The organism is Psychrobacter sp. FME5 (genome assembly GCF_014861375.1).
GTDB lineage: Bacteria > Pseudomonadota > Gammaproteobacteria > Pseudomonadales > Moraxellaceae > Psychrobacter.
In genome coordinates, this window is sequence record NZ_RRYX01000014.1 from 25520 (window position 1) to 45160 (window position 19641).

A 19641-nucleotide genomic window follows, 5' to 3' on the forward strand; every position below is an offset into this window, starting at 1 on the left:
AGCACTAAATATGCATTATATTCATAAAACACATTGCTAGACGCTATGCCTAAACTTGTACCAATAGCGGCAATGATAGGTAGATTCATTTAGCCCAAATGAAAGCCTCATTATAGGCGGCATAACAGATGCTGTCACGAGTTTTCACAAAACTATTGGGTTAATACTTACCCTAGCAATAATAAAAAATAAAAATAGGATCTAAAAAGACCCTATTTTATTGATATTTTGTTGATAGTAGCTCTGTATCGTTTTAAAGTAAATCCGCTATATCATAGACCAGGGATTGTGCTATCACCGTCTTCACGATCCAGCCCAAAGGCGGTGTGTAATGACTTAACCGCTTTTTCTAGGTGTTGGTCTTGAATAAGGACAGATACTTTGATTTCACTGGTTGATATCATTTGGATATTGATATTGTGTTCGGCAAGGGTCTGGAACATGAGGCTAGCAACGCCTGCATGTGAGCGCATGCCAACACCTACTAACGAGACTTTGACAACTTCGCTATTACCCAATATTTCTTTGGCACCAATCTCATCTTTGACTTCGTCGTTGAGCACTTTCATGGTCTTGTCTAAATCAGTGCGATTGACAGTAAAAGTAAAGTCTGTGGTGCCATTGTCCGATAAGTTTTGCACGATCATATCGATTTCGATATTGGCGCGACCAATGGGGCTTAAGATAGCAGAGGCAATACCAGGGTGATCAGGTACGCCGCGTACTACAATTTTTGCTTCGTCTCGGTTAAACGCGATACCTGAGATAATTGCCTGTTCCATACTGTCTCCTTCGTCTATCGTAATTAGGGTGCCGACATTGTCTTGAAAGTCTTGGTCAAAGCTGCCATCGGTATTTTCATCAAAGCTAGATAACACACGCAGCGGTACACCATACTTACCCGCGAACTCTACTGAGCGAATCTGTAAAATCTTAGAGCCAAGGCTTGCCATCTCAAGCATCTCTTCAAAGGTGATTTTTTCAAGCTTTTTGGCTTTTGAAGTGACGCGAGGGTCCGTGGTATACACGCCATCGACATCGGTGTAGATTTGACATTCATCCGCACCCAAAGCTGCGGCAACCGCGACACCTGTAGTATCAGAACCGCCACGACCTAATGTGGTTGCATTGCCTTGCTCGTCGATACCCTGAAAACCGGCCACGATAACGACATTGCCTGCATCTAATTGCTCACGGATATTTTTGTCGTCAATGCTTTCGATACGTGCTTTATTATGCTCACCATCGGTTTTGATAGCCACCTGACGGCCAGTCAATGAGCGAGCACCAACACCAAGCTCTTTAATCGCCATCGCAAGCAATGAGATAGAAACTTGCTCACCCGTTGAGACCATTTGATCGTATTCACGTGGATCAGGTTGAGTGCTAATTTGGCGAGCCAGATCAATCAAACGGTTGGTTTCTCCGCTCATAGCAGAAACCACAACGACCACTTGATGACCGTTGTCATGCCAGCGTTTGACTCGTTTGGCGACGTTTTTTATGCGGTCGATACTACCCATCGAGGTGCCGCCGTATTTCTGTACTATTAACGCCATAAAAATCTACCTATTATTCATTAATGGACTTTTTTATCATCAAAAAGAATCAATGTGCGGATGTGACCCTCAATCAATGTTTGCATAGATAAAGCCGTATTATAAGAGTTGCGCTCTATGCTTTTTTTATCCAGTGTTGCTTGCTATTAATTTAACACAGAAATGATGCGTTCAAGCGTTGACCTTTATACCATATCTGCATCACAACGTTAAGTACTAGAGCTGCTTAGATGTATGGCGATTGGTTATAAGCGTTATAACCAATCGCGTATTTTATCTATGATAAAACGGCATGAACTCAGTTTAATGGTTAGCCGAGCTGGTCTGCTATCCAAGCAGGTAAGGCTGCGATAACAGCCGCACTGTTACCTGATTTTGGCGCGCCGCCTTGGGCATAGTCGGGCTTACCACCGCCTTTACCGCCAAGCTCGCTTGCCAAATGACGAATGATATCCCCGGCTTTTACTTTAGCCGTCACCGACTTTGCCACACTGGCTGCTAGGGCTAACTGCTCGTCTTTATCGCCAATCAAAACGATCACGCTATCAGGCAGTTTGGATTTGATATCATCCATTAGCGTACGGATTGATTTGCCATCGATACCGCTTAGCGTACTGATGAGCACGGGAGTGCCAGCGATAGTCTGAACGTCGTCTAGCAAACTTGCTGCTTGGGCGCTGGCCATTTTTTGTTGCAAACGCTCTAGTTGTTTTTCTAAATCGCGCTGCTTGTCAGCCATGGTGCGTACACGCTGTGCAACGTTAGGGCGTTTTACTTTTAAATGACTGGCCAGCTCACTTAACTGTTGCTCGCTTTGTTGAATATTTTTTATCGCGTTCATGCCAGTGACCGCTTCAATGCGGCGGATACCAGCAGCGATACCTGATTCGCTAGTGATTTTCAAAACACCAATATCACCAGTACGCTGCACATGAAGACCGCCGCACAGCTCGATAGAGAAAGGCTTACGTTGACCATCTATGATGCTGTCTGTGCCCATAGTCAGCACACGCACGTCACTGCCATACTTTTCACCAAACAATGCCATAGCACCCTGATTCATGGCCTCATCGATAGACATGTGCTCGATGCGGGTAGGGGTATTGGCTTGGATTTGCTCATTGACCAGACGTTCAATACGGCTAATCTCAGCGCCGCTGACTGGCTTGTCGTAAGAGAAGTCAAAACGCAATACGTCGCTTGATACTAGCGAGCCTTTTTGCGTGACTTCTTCCCCTAGTACTTCTCTTAATGCCGCATGTAATAGATGCGTGGCAGAGTGATTTTTGGCGCTAGCAGCACGGATGCTCGATAGTACTTGTGCTTCTGCCGTCTGATTGGGTGTGATTTCACCCATGGTAATGACACCATAGTGAATAATGGCTTGACCAGATTTTTTGGTGTCTTGAACTTCAAAGACGCCCGTCTCGGTACGAATTTCGCCCAGTTCACCAACCTGACCACCGCCTTCAGCATAAAATGGTGTACGGTCAAGAACAATAACGCCTTCCATACCTTCGTTTAAGCTTTTAGCTGGATTGCCGTCTTGATATAACGCATCAATCGTCACACCTTCTGCTGCAAGCTGCTCATAGCCAACAAACGTCGTTGGGTTTTCTACTTGAATGACACTACTATAGTCAACATCGAATTTACCCGCATCACGCGCGCGTTCACGCTGCGCTTGCATATGCTCATCGAATTCAGTCTCATCGATGACAATACCGCGCTCACGAGTGATATCAGCGGTCAAATCAAGCGGAAAGCCATAAGTATCATATAGCTTAAATGCTGCCGCACCAGAGAGCACATCGCCATCTTGCAAATCCTCAAGCTCACTGGCGAGTAAACGTAACCCTTGCGCTAAGGTTTTAGCAAACTGTGCTTCTTCTTTTTGAATGGCGTTTTCGATGACGCTTTGTTTGTCTTTTAGCTCAGGGTAGGCCGAGCCCATCTCAGCGACCAGTGGCGCGACCATTTTATAAAAGAAGTCGCTGTCTGCGCCAAGCTTATTACCATGACGTACCGCACGGCGAATCACGCGGCGCAGCACATAACCACGACCCTCATTACTTGGTGTAACACCATCAGCGATTAAAAATGCCACCGCACGAATATGGTCGGCAATCACCTTTAACGAGGATTGTTGCTGGTTTTCAATACCTAAAATCTGAGCGGCAGCATCCATCAAATGCACAAATAAATCTATCTCATAGTTGCCATGCACGCCTTGCATGATGGCGCTAATACGCTCAAGCCCCATACCAGTATCGACACTTGGCGCTGGTAGCGGTAGCATCGAGCCATCTTTTTGACGATTAAACTGCATAAACACACAGTTCCAAATCTCGATATAGCGATCGCCGTCTTCTTCAGGTGTGCCCGGTAGACCGCCTTCGACGTCTGCACCGTGGTCATAAAACACTTCGGTACAAGGACCACAAGGACCGGTATCACCCATGGTCCAAAAGTTATCAGACGCATAAGGTGCGCCTTTATTATCACCAATACGGATAATGCGCTCAGCTGGGATGCCGATGTCCTTATTCCAAATCTCAAACGCTTCGTCATCGGTTTCGTAAATGGTCACATATAAGCGGTTTTTATCAATTGCTAACCACTGATCCGAGGTCAAAAACTCCCAGATATATTCAATACCTGCTTGTTTAAAGTAATCACCAAAAGAGAAGTTGCCGAGCATCTCAAAGAAGGTATGATGACGTGCAGTGTAGCCGACATTATCCAAGTCATTGTGCTTGCCGCCAGCACGTACGCATTTTTGCGACGTTACAGCGCGGGTATAGTCACGTGGCTCCATACCCAAAAAGGTCTCTTTGAACTGATTCATACCGGCATTGGTAAACAACAATGTCGGGTCATTGTGTGGAATCAAACTAGACGATGAGACTGGGGTATGCTGTTTGCTTATGAAAAAATCGAAAAAAGCTTGGCGAATATCGGCTGAGCGAAATGGCTGGCTCACAGCGGCTCCTTACTGACGGATAGGATTGAGTAGGTTAAGTAAAATAATTTTGCAAGCGATTTTAGCATAAACGCCCAAGCTCTTGGTACAAGAGTTACAACAGCTAGGTTGTTCTATGGATACAGCCTATATTTTAATTAACCAAAAAACATATATTAAAGCAAGGATCAGTTGGTGAAACAAAGGCTAATTGGTTAAAATCGCTGCATCCGTCTTGTCCAGTTTGTCTTGTATCAATGGATTGGATTCAATCACCTGTACTGGCAAGTAGCGTAGTTGCAGTTTAATCGGAAGGTAGTCAGGAAAATTCTCGGTCATATCTTGGGTAATAATCATTTCAATCTGCTGGACATCATAGGAACTGGGCGTGGTTTCACCGCGAATAACCGCACGTACCACTTGATTCTCATCGCCGGTGTCGAATTGCGTATTGGTCAGCACGTTGCCCTTATCGTTAAAGTAACTATTGATGGCTTCTTTTACGCTACTCTCGAACACTTGCTGCTTGGCGTTGGTTTGCAAATTAATGGTCAAATAGGCTCCTAATCCACCCAACAGTAATAAGGTCACTGCATTGCGACGCAAAAAGGTTAAGTAGGTGCTTGATTTATAATCGTCATCGACCAAGCGGCGAAAGCCCAACAACCAAAGTACTAAAGCATTGGTAAACTGAATAGCAATAATATTGGTTAAGGCCAGTAGCAATGCACCGAGGCCAAGCTGCATCTCGCCATTGGCAAATAAAATTCCACTAGCGGCAAGAGGCGGTACTAAAGCAGTGGCTACTGCTACGCCGACAACAGCAACCGAAAGGTGCGGCGAAACCATCGCATAAGCACCAGCAGTGCCACCTGCGAGAGCAATCATTAAGTCCATAGAGGTTGGCTGGGTGCGCGACAATATTTCTGCTGTCAATGGCTGGTCTTTGTGTAGCCATCCGACGATAAAGCCTACCACTACCACCAATGATATGCCGATAATAACGGTAATAAGTGACTTGCGCAGCAGTGGCATACGGTGATCAATAATCGCTAAAGCGATTCCAGTGATAGGGCCTAACATCATGGCGACCAACATGGCCCCAATAACCACTGCTGCTGAGTTGGTCACTAAGCCATAGCTGGCGATGATGGCAGAAAGTATATTCATAATGAAATACATTTTACTAGGCAGAGCATTGGCTTCAATTCTTACCCGCACTTCTGGATAGTCTACTTTTTGGTTGCTAAACTGTTCGGCGACAAACTGTTTATAAGACTCAAGTTTGGCTTCTTTTTGTTCTTGAACTTCCTCTTCTTGCTTCTCCTGCTCGTCCAACTTACCTTTTACTGTAGTGTCATTATTTTGCTCAGTAACAGAAAGCTCCTCTTCAGAAGCTACATTTTCTTGCTCACTTGTATTTTCTAACTTTAAGGACTCTTGAGGACCTTCGTCTAAATTATTATGAGAAGGAATGGCGGCGTCAACTGACGACTCCTGAGCCTGTATAGTAGGCGAGCCTTGTTGCGTAGAAGGTTGAGTGTTAGCAGTGTCAGTACTATCTATTTCTACACTGCTCTCGGTACTAGCACCCATTTCGGTAGCAGTAACCGTTTTTTTCTGAAAGAATGATTCCTTAGACCTTAAGGTTTCGTATTCTGCGTTTTCGTTAGTAGGTTGAGCTTCGGGTTTAGACGTCTCTAATGTTGCAACCACTTCATCAGGACCGAGTGATTCTATCGCTATTGTCGTCTCAGGTGGTTGAGCACCAGCCATTTCCTCGTCCAACTCACTGTCGAACTCACTCTCATCATCAGTCTCTGGATGTTCTAAGGCATCAGCATTGTCTAATATAGCCTTGCCTTGCTTTTGGGTAGGGTGGTCAGCGTTCACTAAAGCAGCTTGCTGGTCTGAATAGTCGGTAATGCCTGATGAGCCCTTGGAATGTGGAGGCTCATTAGAGTGGTTTTTTTCGGGTGAGGTCATAGCGGATAGCTTTCTTAACGAATAACAGAAAGTCATTATTGTAATGATAAATAAGAAGCGATGTATGAGTTTTTTGCGGATAAACGAAGAGAGCTGTCGTTGCAATACAATCGTCGAAAATTGAATATAAGTATATTAAAAATTGAATATAAAGGTCGTAAACGAGGCAGTAAAAACGTCATTATAAAACCATAACTATAGCATGGTTTATGTGTGTAGTCTCCTAATATAACTGGCTTGAGGGTCTAAAAGAAAAGGCTTACTATTTGTGTGGGTTTAGTGTATAAAGTACTTATACCCACACAAAAAATGAGGAATACATCATGAACTGGCCACTATTCTCTGTTATCTATTCAATTGCCGCAACCGTCACCATCGGTGTATTCATGATTGGCGCTTTGGTTACAGGATTTAACCAAATTCCGCATATTCAAATGGCGGTAGCAGCAGGCTTTGTATTGTCTATTCCGGCAGCATTATTTTTCACCAAAAAAGTCGGTAGTATTACTGGCAAAGAAGAAGGGTATAAAGCCTAAGACAGAAAATAAATAGTATAAAATCTATATTTGGCCATAAAAAAAGACCTTGATAATCAAGGTCTTTTTTTGTCTCTCGTTTATGATGAATTATTTAAGCTCAACAGTTGCGCCATTTTCGATATTGGCATAAACCTCTAACACATCCCAGTTGGTCAAACGCACACAACCTGCTGACGCTTGGCGACTGATGCCCTCAGGCTTCGGTGAGCCATGTAGGCCATACGACGGTTTAGACAAGCCCATCCATACGACGCCGACAGGGTTGTTTGGACCTGGTGGTAGCATATGCACTTTTTTATCCGCGCCATTACCAACGGTTGCTTTATACCAAGGCATTTTTACTTTATTGACAATTTTAAAGCTGCCTTGCGGGGATGGCGTAGCATCACTACCGACAGTGGTCGGATAAGTAGCCACTAGTTGGTTATCATTATAAGCATATAAGGTTTTATCTGCTTTGTTAGCGACGACACGGTTTATGCGTTGGTTGAGCGGAGCACGGGTATTAAGCACCGTAATGGTCTCACCCGCTTTATAGTTTTTATTTGTATTTAGCTTATCTAGGTAGCGCACATCCATATGGAAGCGTTCGGCTAGCATCTCTTTGATGTCTTGATAATACAGCCCTTTCATTTTTGACTTCGCTTCTGAGCCAGCAGGAGTGGTCGCAAAGTTGGTTTTTATATCGTCTTCGGTTAGGGTATAAGTCACTAACACCGGCTTATCGGTAGGAATTTTTTTAATCAATGCATCCCACGTTTTTTGATCCATCTTACCAGTGGCTGGCAAGCCTTTCATGGTCTGAAAGTTGATAAGGGCTTTTTTGCTATTCATACCCCAGCCACCATCAATAGGGCCAGGAGAAGCATGGTTCCAGTCGAGCAAAGCCTGCATCTTAATAGTCATCGCTGAGTTGACTTTCATATTCGGTGACCAAGCTGCATCATTAACTTGTTTGGCATAGCTTGACAAGTTTAGCGTGGTGTATCTTTTACCATTTTTGTCTTCGATATTTTTGATGGTAGGGTCATCACTAAAGTCTTGACGTTTTTCGTTGTCAGGTAATTCAAAAGCCAGCGGGTCAGATGAGTCGATAGAGGAGACATCGCTAGGGGCTGCGACGGCTTGACCGTCACTAATATCATCAGTGCTGTCAGATTGCTCATCTTTGCGAGTCAGTTCTTCTGCGCTCATGTTATCAGCGGTCGTCGCTGTTGGCTCGGTCTTTGACTGCGCATCTTGCTTGGCATCGATCAGCTGTGTCATACGATCAGCTGGTTTGGTTTTTTCAGTATTTGGCTTTTCAGCATTTGATTTGTCAGAACTTGGCTTGACAGCAGGACGAGCATCGATTGAGCTACTACGGTTTTCTTCCACATTAAGGCTAACTTTCTTAGCGAGGTTAGGCATTGTATCCGCGGTGCGCACTGGCAATGTGCGGGTATCGTCGGTGGGGGCGGCAAGCGCGCTAACACTGGCACTAACGACAGCGATAGATATAGCGGTAATAAGAGGCTTTATTTTCATCATATTGAATCACTTGTGGTGGCTACTAATGCGGCTATTATGCGCATAATTTGGAAGCTTCGCAAACTTTTGATACATCTTTTTTCAACTAAAACACCCCAAACGTCAACTGTTGACGTATTCACTACAGTTGGGCAATAACTTAGCGAAGGTGTGTATAGGATGCTATTCGATTTATACCAAAAACGTTTAGGGGTGTTGAACATACGACCCTGGCATTGACAGTGGCTATTTGTGAATGTTCAATACATTTTAATCTTTATGATCTAACTTCTATAATATTTTTTTGGCACAAAAACGCAAATATTGGCGCAACTTAGCGTTTGCGTCTATAATGTATAAAGAGTTTTTTATTTAATAGATCAGCTTTTAACCCAAAGCGATTTAACCCACCCACATGTAATCAGCAAGCATGCAGTCAGCAAGGTGCGATATGTCAGACGACCAAACAATGAGCGCAGAAGAATTTCAAAATCAATACTTCAATGATGATGAGTCACAAGGTTTAGACAGTGATAAGGCGTTCGATTTGGAGGCGGGGTTTCTTGGTGAAGACGAGCAATTTGTCAACTTGCATGCAGAGTTAGAAGAAGCACGCGAGCAACTGGTTAGTATTCGTGATTTCATTCGTTTTTCGGTCACCCAATTGCGCAACTATGACGTGGTCGTCGCTCAAGGAACCACCGATGAGTTCGCTGAAGCCTCTGCCATCGTTTTGCACTCTCTATCATTAGATTGGTCAGCCAATGAGCAGATTCTTGATTGTCGCTTGACCACATCAGAGAAGCAATTGGTACTCAGTCTGCTAGAAGAGCGTATCGCTGAGCGCAAGCCGTTAAGCTACTTAATTAACTTGTCTTACTTCTGTGATTTGCCATTCTATGTCGATGAGCGCGTGCTTATCCCGCGCTCACCTATCGCCGAATTGATACGTCAGCAGTTCCATCCGTACTTCGATGTCAATGAGTTGGCAAAGCCACTCGGCATTAGCATCAATGAGCAAGCAGCCGCATTTTACGATCACGGTTTAGAGGTCAAGCAACTGTCACAGCCTGAGCGCATTTTGGACTTATGTACTGGCTCTGGTTGTATTGCTATTGCCTTGGCAACGCGCTTCGTTGATGCGCTGGTCGATGCGGTTGATATTGATAAAGGTGCGCTACAAGTGGCGATGGTTAACGTCGACCATCATGACCTTGGCCATCAGGTCAATGTGATTGAGTCAGATTTATTTGCCAAGATTCCTGCCGAAAACCAATACGAGCTTATCGTTACCAATCCGCCGTATGTCGATGCGGCTATTATGGCAGACCTACCACCTGAGTTTTTGTACGAGCCTGAGCACGCACTAGCCGCGGGTCAAGATGGCCTAGATTTGGTTCATCGTATTTTATTTGAAGCACCAGACTATCTAAGCCCAGAAGGTTTGCTGATCTGTGAAGTGGGCGATAGCGAATGGGCATTAAAACAAGCCTATCCTGAAATCCAGTTCGATTGGCTGAAATTTGCTCATGGTGGTCATGGTGTCTTTGCGATTACTTATGATGAACTCGTGACACATCGCCAGCTGTTTGCCGCTTATGTACAGTTATTAGATAGCATTCAATAGAACCATCGAGATTAGCGCTATCATCAATCAAAAATTGACTTCATTTGTTTAAGGATAAATATGGCAGGCAATAGCATTGGGCAAGTATTCACGGTCACCACGTGCGGCGAGTCGCATGGGGCAGGCCTCATGGCCATCGTCGATGGCGTGCCACCCGGCTTGGCATTATGTGAAGATGACTTGCAAATAGATTTGGATCGCCGCAAGCCAGGGTCGTCTAAGTACTCGACTCAGCGCCGCGAATCTGATGAAGTTGAGATTATCTCTGGTGTATTTGAAGGTAAAACCACGGGCACGTCTATCGGTCTGTTGATTCGCAATACCAATCAAAAATCCAAAGACTATAGCGAAATCAAAGATACGTTTCGCCCCGGTCATGCTGATTATACTTATAGTATGAAGTATGGCTTTCGTGACTACCGTGGCGGTGGTCGCTCATCAGCACGTGAAACTGCCATGCGCGTCGCAGCTGGCGCTATCGCTAAGAAATACTTGCAAGACCGCTTAGGTGTGCAAGTCCGAGGTCATGTTACGCAAATTGGTTCTGAATATAGTGAAGTGCTAAATCCAAGTCAAATCGACTGGGATTTCGTCAATAGCAATCCGTTCTTCTGTGCAGATAAAGAAGCGGTTGCCCGTTTTGAGATATTGATCGACAGCTTGCGCCGTGAAGGTACTAGCTGCGGGGCGCGTTTAGAAGTAATCGCCAGCGGCGTACCTGTTGGATTGGGTGAGCCGGTATTTGATCGCTTAGATGCTGATATTGCCCATGCGATGATGAGTATCAATGCTGTCAAAGGCGTTGAGGTTGGTGACGGTATGGCGGTGGCTGGGCAGTTCGGTCATAGTTCCCGTGATGAGCTGACCCCAGACGGTTTCACTGCCAATCATGCCGGCGGTATATTGGGCGGTATCTCGTCAGGGCAAGATATTCGTGTCAGTATCGCGCTTAAGCCAACCTCTAGTATTACGACGGCTGGCAAGAGTATCAATACGCAAGGCGAGTCGGTCGATATGCTCACCAAAGGTCGTCATGACCCTTGCGTGGGGGTACGAGCAACGCCTATCGCAGAAGCTATGCTGGCTATCGTTTTGCTCGATCATTATTTGCGCCATCGCGGTCAAAATGCGGATGTAGTAGCGCCGGTTGAGTCGATTACTTAGGTGAATAGTTAAAAAGCTATATTGTAAAACTAACAGCCCTTTATCGCTTCTAATTAAATATCATTAGCAGCGACAAAGGGCTTTTTTATGGCTAATTGATGACATGCCCTAGAAAGTTAATAACTTAATCGATAGAGTTTAACCCGTAAATGATGAAAAGCCTTAAGCCGCTATTTGGTAATAGTCAACCGCCACACATTGCTGATGACGAAATATCAATAGCAGATGTTGACTAGGAATGGCTAGCCAATGTCCAAACTCAAGACTGTCGATGCCTTGATTTGATAAATTTTGCGTACAATCGTGACGGCTATATCCTAAGTAGTTTTCTATGATTTGGTTTTGAGCAAGAAGGTTTGGCATGGCTTTTCTATCCTTAATATTAATGATAAATTTGAATAACAGCATCATAAAATAAAGAGATAGAAAACCTGTGTAGGAATGATGAAAATTCTATGGATTATCATAATTTTTTATTCTTTAGCCAAAGGTAGGGTTAAGCTAACCATGACACCAGAACGCTGATTCTCATCAGTACCAATTTTATCGTTATTAGCATTGACGTTATTAATAGTTACCTGACCTCCATGATGTTCAATCACTTGCTTCACTAAAGTTAAACCAAGTCCCGAGCCTTTTTTGAGGGTGCTACTAGCCATGCTAGGTGGCGCTTGCTTAACGCCTTGTGCTGAATCCTCATTTGACGAATATTCTGATAAATGATTTGATGGATTATAAGCAGGTTGGCTCTGATGCGATAAGCTGAAATAACGGTCAAACGCTTTGTCAACGGCATAGTTAGGCAGCAATTTACCATCGTTAAAGATGTCAATGGTCACATTTCGCGCGGTACTATTTTGCGCTGAACTATGTTGCGTAATGCTGTGCAGATAAATAACGACTTTGCTATCAGCAAAATGGATGGCATTATCCAATACATTTTGCAGTACTTGTACCAACCAAAACTGGTCAGCGAAAACGCTGGTATTTGCCAAGATATCTGGTGATAAAAGGGTTGTTTCAGTAACCTGCTTTTCGTCAAGATAGATATCGATAGCTGGCAAGTGTTGCTGTTGCAACTTAGCAGCGTTGTCTTTTGCGAGGGTCCGTAATAATGGTAATAAAGGCGTCAGCTGCCGATTCAGCTTAAAGGTTGGTTGCTCAACCTTAGCAAGCAGCAGTAATCGATCAATTAGCTGCTGCATTTTGATACTTTGTTCACCGATGGATTGGATCAGCATCTGTTGATCTTCTTCATCAAGTCCGTCATCTTCTAGCAACTCACTACTAGCGCGAATGGCGGTTAAGGGACTTTTGAGCTCATGGGTAAGCGTATGGACATAATCGGTGACATAAGCGCGGTTTTCCAATCGATGCTTCATAGATTCAATGGTATCTGTCAGGCTATTGAGTTCATGACCTAAGTAAAAATACGGCTTTTTGGTATCTTCTGCTAGCGCACTGGTGTATTGGGTCACTAAACTGATGCTTTGCTTGAGCCACCATGCGACCAATCCTGCTAATATAAGAGCGGCAATACTCATGAATAGCGCTGTGATAAGCATACGATTGCGCGTATTGTCCAAATAAGGCAACACGCTAGCAATAGGTTTACCGACGCTGACCACACCAATCAGATGACCAGTTTCATCCTTGATTGGCTGCGCCACATACATAATTGTACCATCGCGCTGATTATAATCTCGCGTGGTACTTCTCGCGCCATACTGACCTTTTAAGGTTAAGTACACATCATTCCAGCGACTGTAATCTCGCCCTTCGTCATTGTCAGGCTCGGGTAAAGAGTCGTATATGACCAGGCCTGTATCATCCGTTACGTATATCCGAAAGCTACTATAGCTTTTGTTTTTATATTCTGGGTCTTGAGTTTTACCAACCGCTGGCATGCCAATAAATGCCGTATCAAGTCTTGCTTGATAAGCGTTATCGTATAGCTGCCCTGAAGATAGTGGCATTTGCAAACTTGCTGCCAGTAATTTACTGGTATCTAATAAGGTATCTTCCATGACTTGCTGTGCTGTCGGTTTGATATAACCAAACAGCTGAGTAAAGACGACCATACCGCAAATGATGAGTACGAGGGCAACTGCTAACCAAATCCTAAAAAATATACTCAAATTGAGTAGTCGTTTTGGCTCTGTTATTTGCTGTGCGGTGCCAATAGGATGCAATTTTGCATACCAGTTACTTTGGCTAACATGCTCGTTAATACGGTTATGGGTGTTTTGATTCATATTATTAGGCGTGTTCTTTGACGTTATAGAAGGTCAGTTTTAATCAAAATACGACTATGGGCATGCAGCTAGGCGGGGCACAATGCATAACCGAGGCCACGATGCGTATGTATCACCTCAATACTAGGGTCGATGGTCGCTAGCTGCTTACGAATTGACTTAACATGGCTATCTATCGTCCGCGCTAAGCGATGATCGGGATAATCGCTGACAGCATTGAGTAGCTGTTCACGGCTGAACACTTGGTTGGGCGCTTTTAATAAGGTTAATAAGATTTTGCGCTCTGTGTTACTCAGCTCTAGCTTTTGCTCCTGCCACATTAACGAGTAATTAAGCGGTTGGTAGTGCCAGATGCCAGATTGGCATTCAAAGGTTAACGCTTGCCCTGACATATTATGCGAAGAGGCTGGATTTGCTGTATCGTTTGTCTCTATGGTAGTAGTCTGCTGAGACAATAATTGCTCACGTCGCCAAATGGCTTTTAGACGGGCAACCAATTCTCGTGGGCTAAAAGGCTTGGCACAATAGTCATCGCCGCCCATCTCTAAGCCTAAAATACGATCGACCTCATCGCTACGCGCCGTCAAAAATACGATAGGGATATCCTTTAAAGTATCAATATCGGCTGTATGACGTATTTGTTGGCAGAGGCTAAGACCATCACCATCTGGTAACCCAACATCCAATATGATCGCTGATAAATCTTTTGCCTCATCGCTATGTAGCATCGGTAGGACGCTACTGGCATTATCTAGCCACGTAATGTGCCAACCTTCACGCTTGCAAGTGACTTTAAGCGACATCGCAATAGCAGGGTCATCCTCTACCAATAAAATATGGGTCATAGGTTTTATATCACTATATAAGATAAGAAAATGGCTTAAGATAAATAACTCATTTATGTCTAACCATTATACGAACATTGAAAAACAAGAGTAGGGCGTCATACAATGGTTAACGTATTGAGTATAAACCTACTGAATGATCGTAGCATAAAAGCCGTTCTAGCTTTTGGACCCAGTAAGTAAATGATGTGAAAAATTGATGAAAATTGGGGTTGTTAGCGAATAGTTTTTCTGACTGGCGGTTTTGTTTAAAGGCTGTAGAATAATCAGCAGTTTGAAAATAATACCAAGATAAAATATGTTGCAACGATATATCTCGTTAAGAATATAGAGTTGTTATGACTATAAAGGAAATTAGGCTATATGAGCAATTATTTAGATGCTGTGATTGTTGAGCATAATCCATCGCAAAAAAAAATAGATAGAGCCGTTATTTGGTTGCATGGCTTAGGTGCAAGCGGTCATGACTTTGAGCCAATCGTTCCGCAGTTAGGGCTGGCTGATAATATGGCCGTACGTTTTATCTTTCCACATGCGCCTAAGCGTGCAGTGACCGTCAATGGTGGAATGGTAATGCCGGCGTGGTATGACATTATAGAGATGAGCCTTGAGCGTAAAATTGATGTTACTCAGATTGAAGAGTCTTCTCAGCAAATAAGAGAATTAATCAGCCGTGAGCTAGAGCGTGGCGTGTCACCTGAGCATATTGTTATTGCAGGATTTTCACAGGGCGGAGCAGTGGCTTATCATGTCGCGCTCAGCTATCCAGAGCGCTTGGCTGGATTGATGACGCTATCTACTTATCTAGCGACTAATGACAATATCAACTATAGTACTGCTAATAAAAACATACCAATATTGATTGAGCATGGTACGCATGACCCCGTCGTTCCTTCTGTTTTGGGTGAACAGGCGCAGCAGCTACTATCAGAGAAGGGCTATAATGTTGTTTATCATACTTATCCGATGGCACATCAGGTTTGTATGCCGCAGATTCAAAATATCGGTAAGTGGCTAAATAAAGTTTTAGCTTAGCCCAATAGGCTGTAACGTAATGTAATAGGGGCTTATTACAGCTTGAAACCTGAGCTATATATCGTATATAATAGCCAGTCTTATTGGGGATGTTCTGGCTTCGACGCTGGTGATGAAACTCAATGATGCATGTCGAGAGTATATGTCCTCTCGTTAATCCAACATATATTGTTATAGTCGCAAACGACGAAACTTACGCTCTAGCAGCTTAAACCCTGCTTACTTGGTTGCTGATCACCTACAGTTGGTCAACTAAGTTGAAGCGTCCGCATGTAGGCTCGCCACAAGTGATTGTCTCAATTGCTTGGGTTCAAAAGTAGAGAATCGTCCAATCCATCCTGACTGTCGGATCGGTGCGGACTAAAACTAAAGACAGAAACTAAACATGTAGATTCATGAGCGTAATGCTGGCGGACGCGGGTTCAACTCCCGCCATCTCCACCAAATATTGTTAAAGAAGTCAGTCACTTAGGTGGCTGGCTTTTTTTTGGTTTAATCTTTCTATTAGCTACTATAGTCAAAGTATATAATGAAAGCTTTTGCCTCGGGCTAGTTTGGTATAGGTGTCAAATCACGCTTATCGATCCAACCAAATTTAGTACCATTTTTATAAGATACTTGTACCCAATCTTCATTTTGGTTGACGGCTTCAATCGAATCACCTTTAATATAGTAATTTGGTGATGATCTAGACTCAAAATCCTCTGTTAGTATCTCTGCTTTCTCTGATATGACAGTATATTTAGTAGGAGGCGAAGGACATTGACCAAGGATATCATTTTCGGAATTTTGAACCTCTAAATCTTCTGGCTCAGCGGTAGGGCTAGATACATTATAATCCGTTAGATGTTCGCAATAAAACGCATTATTACCCATATACCCCTTCACTATTACTTTTGCAATCTTCCATTCATCATTATCTAATGTAAAGTAATAGTCTTTATATGGGTAGCCTCGACTACCAAAATATGTTGATAAAATAAAGCCTGTACTATTAGTGCGCGGGGAAAGGCTGCTGAAGTAAAATAACCCATCTTCAGTATAATTAATACTATTTAAACTCAGCATATATTTATCATTAGGCACTCCTAAATATACGACCAAGTCGTTTCCTTGATAGCCACTTCCGCTTGAATTTAATTTATTAATATGAGTAATAACTTTATCATCAATGCCATCTCCATTGATATCAAAAGTGAAGATCTTATGTGTTTTTTTCTCATGCTTTTCTACAATATCTGTAAAAGAAAATGATTTAGGATCTTCCTTTATGTACTCCCCATCAATCAGATAAATATGGGTGCTACAACTCTTACCTGTATTATCTATAACTTTAATGGCGTTAGCGTCGGCTTTAGTATTTGCAGTTATCGACTCAATACCCCCACAATGCCATTCAGCTATTTCAAACATATAAGTGTGTAAAAATCCACTATCATCAAACAGAATAGCGTTGTATGTCAGATATTCTTCTGTTGTCGCAGGTAATATCAAAATTTGCCTATTAGCATCATTAGAGAAAACACTAATTCTCTTTAATGCACTTTTTAAATCTACTTCATAAGTATAATTAAAACGCCCATCAAACCCTTTGCTGACAACGCTACCATTCATTATTAAGGTTAAATCAGACTCATCATCACCAAATAGGTTGATAGAGATGGCAGTATTATCATGTCTAATGTCAATTTTATCCTGACTATTATCATAGACTATGGATGGATTTATTTTATTAAAAATAAGCGGGTTACTGTTATCCTCTAAGAGAGAGCTGTTTTCAATATTCGTTATGACTGTATTGTCATTTTTAATATCAGTTTTATTGATAGCATCATCGTTTGTATTAGTATCACCGTAGTTATTTGTGCATGATACTAATACAAAAATGAAAAAAAGAGTGATTATTATTCTCACTGTAGATCCCTTGTATTTAAGATACATTAGGTATGCCTGATTTTTGCTGTACTTTGTTGCAACCTTCTTTCTTCTTCAGACATCTCGTCATAAGTCTTTGAACCGCCCCGGGATTGTCGGAGACTTAATATTCTGAGAGAATACGACAATGAAAAAACAAACCTACACTCCTGAGATGAAAGAACGCGCCGTTCTCATGCTGATTGAAGCGTCGAGCGATTACCCCTCCACATGGTCAGCCATTTAAGCCATTGCCCCTAAGATTGGCTGCACACCTGAAACCTTACGATCATGGCATAAAAAGCACATCGATCAAACTATTCCTGCCTCAGTGCAAGCGCAAAGTGACAAAGAGCGCATCAAAGCGCTTGAACGCGAGAATAAAGAGCTTAAACAAGCTAATGAAATTATACGCAAGGCTGCGGCTTTTTTCGCCCAGGCGGAGACGGGCCGCTGACTAAAACCATGATTCAATTCATCGACGACAATAAACATCTTTATGGGATCGAGCCAATTTGTAGAGTATTACCGATTGCCCCGTCAACCTATTATCGTGCTAAAGACTTGGAGAGCTGCCCTGAAAAGCGCTCATTACGCAGTCAACATGACGACTATTATATCAGTGAGATTAAACGCATCTGGCAGGACAGTAAATGCCGTTATGGTGTCCGTAAGGTATGGCAGCAGATGAAATCTGACGGGTTAAAGGTTGCTCGTTGCACCGTAGAGCGTTTAATGAGGCAGCATGGCTTACAAGGCGTTTGGCGTGGTAAGGGTAAGACTACCACCAACAGCCGTGACGATCAGAAGCGCGCTGATGACTTGGTTAATCGCAACTTCAATGCGCATCGCCCTAATCAGCTATGGGTGGCTGACTTTACCTATATCAAGACGACAAGCGGCTGGGTATATACCGCTTTTATCATTGATGTGTTTGCTCGCACTATCGTCGGCTGGAAAGTATCGAGTCGCATGAATACCGATATGGTGATGGCAGCATTAAATCAAGCGATAACAGATAGAAACAATCCCAAAGATGTCATTCATCACAGTGATCGCGGGGTTCAGTACTTATCCATTCGCTACACAGATAAGATGAAGGACTCTGGCATCATTGCCTCGGTCGGCACCACAGGCGATTCATACGACAATGCCTTAGCTGAAACGGTCAATGGTCTGTATAAGTCCGAGGTGATTGAGTATCTACAAGAGCAATGGCACGGTGTGAACGATGCTGAACTGGCAACCCTTGAGTGGGTAGACTGGTTTAATAAAACCCGTTTACATGGCACGATTGGATATGTGTCACCCTTTGAGTTTGAAAAGCGGTATTATGATAGTTTAATCCTGTCAGGCATCGCTGCCTGACTCAAGTAAATCACTCTCCGATAAAGTCGGGGCGGTTCATTGTTGTGGTAAACAAGAGTGTAAGGCGTTGCTTATTTTTTTCAACTATTTCCCAATTCTATACAGCCCCTAATATAAGCGACCCCAGTATGGGCAAAAGCGTCAATTTTACCACGGTGTCTACCTTTACTCCAAACACCATAATGCCAACCAAAATCCCAAACTGGAGATCCAGTTCTTGCACTATTGTATGCATCTGGATTAGTTAAGCTCTGCACGCCTGGGTGCGTAGTTCCTTTAACCGATTTAATCAGTTTCTCCCCTAACATTAAATGAATCTTAGATTAACACATGAAGTGCAATATCAAATGCGAGGTGAAAAAAAGACCTAGATGCGCTAGCATCAAAGTTTTTATCCACCGACCAAAGTGAGATTGCAACCATGAACTATACACATCTAAGCCTAGGGGAACGATACCAGATTTATGCCCTTATAGGGGCAGAACATAGTATTAAATTTATAGCTGACACATTAGGAAGAAGTCCTAGCACCATATCAAGAGAGATCAGACGCAATAAAAGTCTTCGAGGTTACCGAGCTAATCATGCTAATAACAAGGCTTGTGACAGACGCTCTAACAATGCTTTCACTATCATCGCTGATGTATGGGATTGGGTCACAGACAAGCTAAAAGACAGCTGGAGTCCTGAACAAATAGCCGGAATTCATGGTGGTATTAGTCACATGAGCATCTATCGCTATATCTGGAGGGACAAGCTTAAGGGCGGCAGGTTATGGCAGTGTCTCAGACGCAAAGCCAAACCTTACCGTAAGCGACTAACCGCTGAGACCCGAGGCCGTATCAACGACAGAGTCTCGATTCATGAGCGCCCTTGTA

The 19641-nt window shown here is 43.3% G+C and carries 13 protein-coding genes, 1 other RNA gene, 1 pseudogene and 1 other annotated feature; of the genes and pseudogenes, 7 read left to right on the top strand and 8 right to left on the bottom strand.

Annotated features, from left to right (window positions below):
• Nucleotides 1–272: 272 nt before the first annotated feature.
• From EI161_RS03720 to EI161_RS03730, 3 genes are all read right to left on the bottom strand, one after another.
• Complete coding sequence (locus EI161_RS03720) at nt 273–1559, bottom strand: aspartate kinase (protein ID WP_192522506.1); 1287 nt, start codon at nt 1557–1559, stop codon at nt 273–275.
• Between the two features lie 310 nt (nt 1560–1869).
• Nucleotides 1870–4542 (bottom strand): alanine--tRNA ligase, encoded by a 2673-nt coding sequence (alaS, locus tag EI161_RS03725; RefSeq protein ID WP_192529015.1) that lies wholly within the window; start codon nt 4540–4542, stop codon nt 1870–1872.
• A 186-nt stretch (nt 4543–4728) separates the two neighbouring features.
• Complete coding sequence (locus EI161_RS03730; protein WP_225735207.1) at nt 4729–6507, bottom strand: DUF389 domain-containing protein; 1779 nt, start codon at nt 6505–6507, stop codon at nt 4729–4731.
• Nucleotides 6508–6830: 323 nt separating this feature from the next.
• On the opposite strand from EI161_RS03730, the gene EI161_RS03735 reads away from it, so the two are divergent.
• Nucleotides 6831–7043 carry a hypothetical protein gene (locus tag EI161_RS03735; RefSeq protein ID WP_192522508.1) on the top strand — a complete coding sequence of 71 codons (213 nt, stop codon included), beginning with the start codon at nt 6831–6833 and terminating at the stop codon, nt 7041–7043.
• A 90-nt stretch (nt 7044–7133) separates the two neighbouring features.
• Here the strand turns inward: EI161_RS03735 and EI161_RS03740 are convergent, their stop codons facing one another.
• Complete coding sequence (locus tag EI161_RS03740) at nt 7134–8576, bottom strand: L,D-transpeptidase family protein (RefSeq protein ID WP_225735208.1); 1443 nt, start codon at nt 8574–8576, stop codon at nt 7134–7136.
• A 430-nt stretch (nt 8577–9006) separates the two neighbouring features.
• Here EI161_RS03740 and prmB point away from each other — a divergent pair, with 430 nt between their 5' ends.
• Together prmB and aroC are read left to right on the top strand one after the other, a co-directional pair.
• Nucleotides 9007–10182, top strand: a complete 1176-nt coding sequence (gene prmB, locus EI161_RS03745) for a 50S ribosomal protein L3 N(5)-glutamine methyltransferase (RefSeq protein WP_192529017.1) — start codon at nt 9007–9009, stop codon at nt 10180–10182.
• Nucleotides 10183–10242: 60 nt separating this feature from the next.
• On the top strand, nt 10243–11346 hold the full coding sequence (gene aroC, locus EI161_RS03750; RefSeq protein WP_192529018.1) for a chorismate synthase: 1104 nt from the start codon (nt 10243–10245) through the stop codon (nt 11344–11346).
• Between the two features lie 162 nt (nt 11347–11508).
• On the opposite strand, the gene EI161_RS03755 is transcribed toward aroC, so the two are convergent.
• The 3 genes from EI161_RS03755 to EI161_RS03765 all read right to left on the bottom strand — a co-directional run bounded on the left by EI161_RS03755 (nt 11509) and on the right by EI161_RS03765 (nt 14446).
• Nucleotides 11509–11709, bottom strand: coding sequence for a hypothetical protein (locus tag EI161_RS03755; RefSeq protein ID WP_192522512.1), 201 nt, complete (start codon nt 11707–11709; stop codon nt 11509–11511).
• A 110-nt stretch (nt 11710–11819) separates the two neighbouring features.
• Nucleotides 11820–13601, bottom strand: coding sequence for a two-component system sensor histidine kinase CreC (creC, locus tag EI161_RS03760; RefSeq protein ID WP_192529019.1), 1782 nt, complete (start codon nt 13599–13601; stop codon nt 11820–11822).
• 68 nt (nt 13602–13669) lie between these two features.
• Entirely contained in the window at nt 13670–14446 is a 777-nt protein-coding gene (locus tag EI161_RS03765; RefSeq protein WP_192529020.1) for a response regulator, read from the bottom strand.
• A 363-nt stretch (nt 14447–14809) separates the two neighbouring features.
• Between EI161_RS03765 and EI161_RS03770 the strand changes: the two genes are divergently transcribed.
• Complete coding sequence (locus tag EI161_RS03770; protein WP_192522515.1) at nt 14810–15481, top strand: alpha/beta hydrolase; 672 nt, start codon at nt 14810–14812, stop codon at nt 15479–15481.
• A gap of 85 nt (nt 15482–15566) precedes the next feature.
• Nucleotides 15567–15925: a transfer-messenger RNA gene (gene ssrA / locus EI161_RS03775) on the top strand.
• 105 nt (nt 15926–16030) lie between these two features.
• Here ssrA and EI161_RS15015 read toward each other — a convergent pair.
• Complete coding sequence (locus tag EI161_RS15015) at nt 16031–17395, bottom strand: GW dipeptide domain-containing protein (protein ID WP_318779279.1); 1365 nt, start codon at nt 17393–17395, stop codon at nt 16031–16033.
• Nucleotides 17396–17543: 148 nt separating this feature from the next.
• On the opposite strand from EI161_RS15015, the pseudogene EI161_RS03790 reads away from it, so the two are divergent.
• Both EI161_RS03790 and EI161_RS03795 read left to right on the top strand, forming a co-directional pair.
• Nucleotides 17544–18763: pseudogene (locus tag EI161_RS03790) on the top strand (IS3 family transposase).
• Nucleotides 17819–17935: a sequence feature (AL1L pseudoknot), on the top strand. Its footprint overlaps the pseudogene before it by 117 nt.
• 421 nt (nt 18764–19184) lie before the next feature.
• Nucleotides 19185–19641 (top strand): IS30 family transposase (locus EI161_RS03795; protein WP_192529021.1); only part of this gene is annotated, 457 nt, incomplete at its 3' end.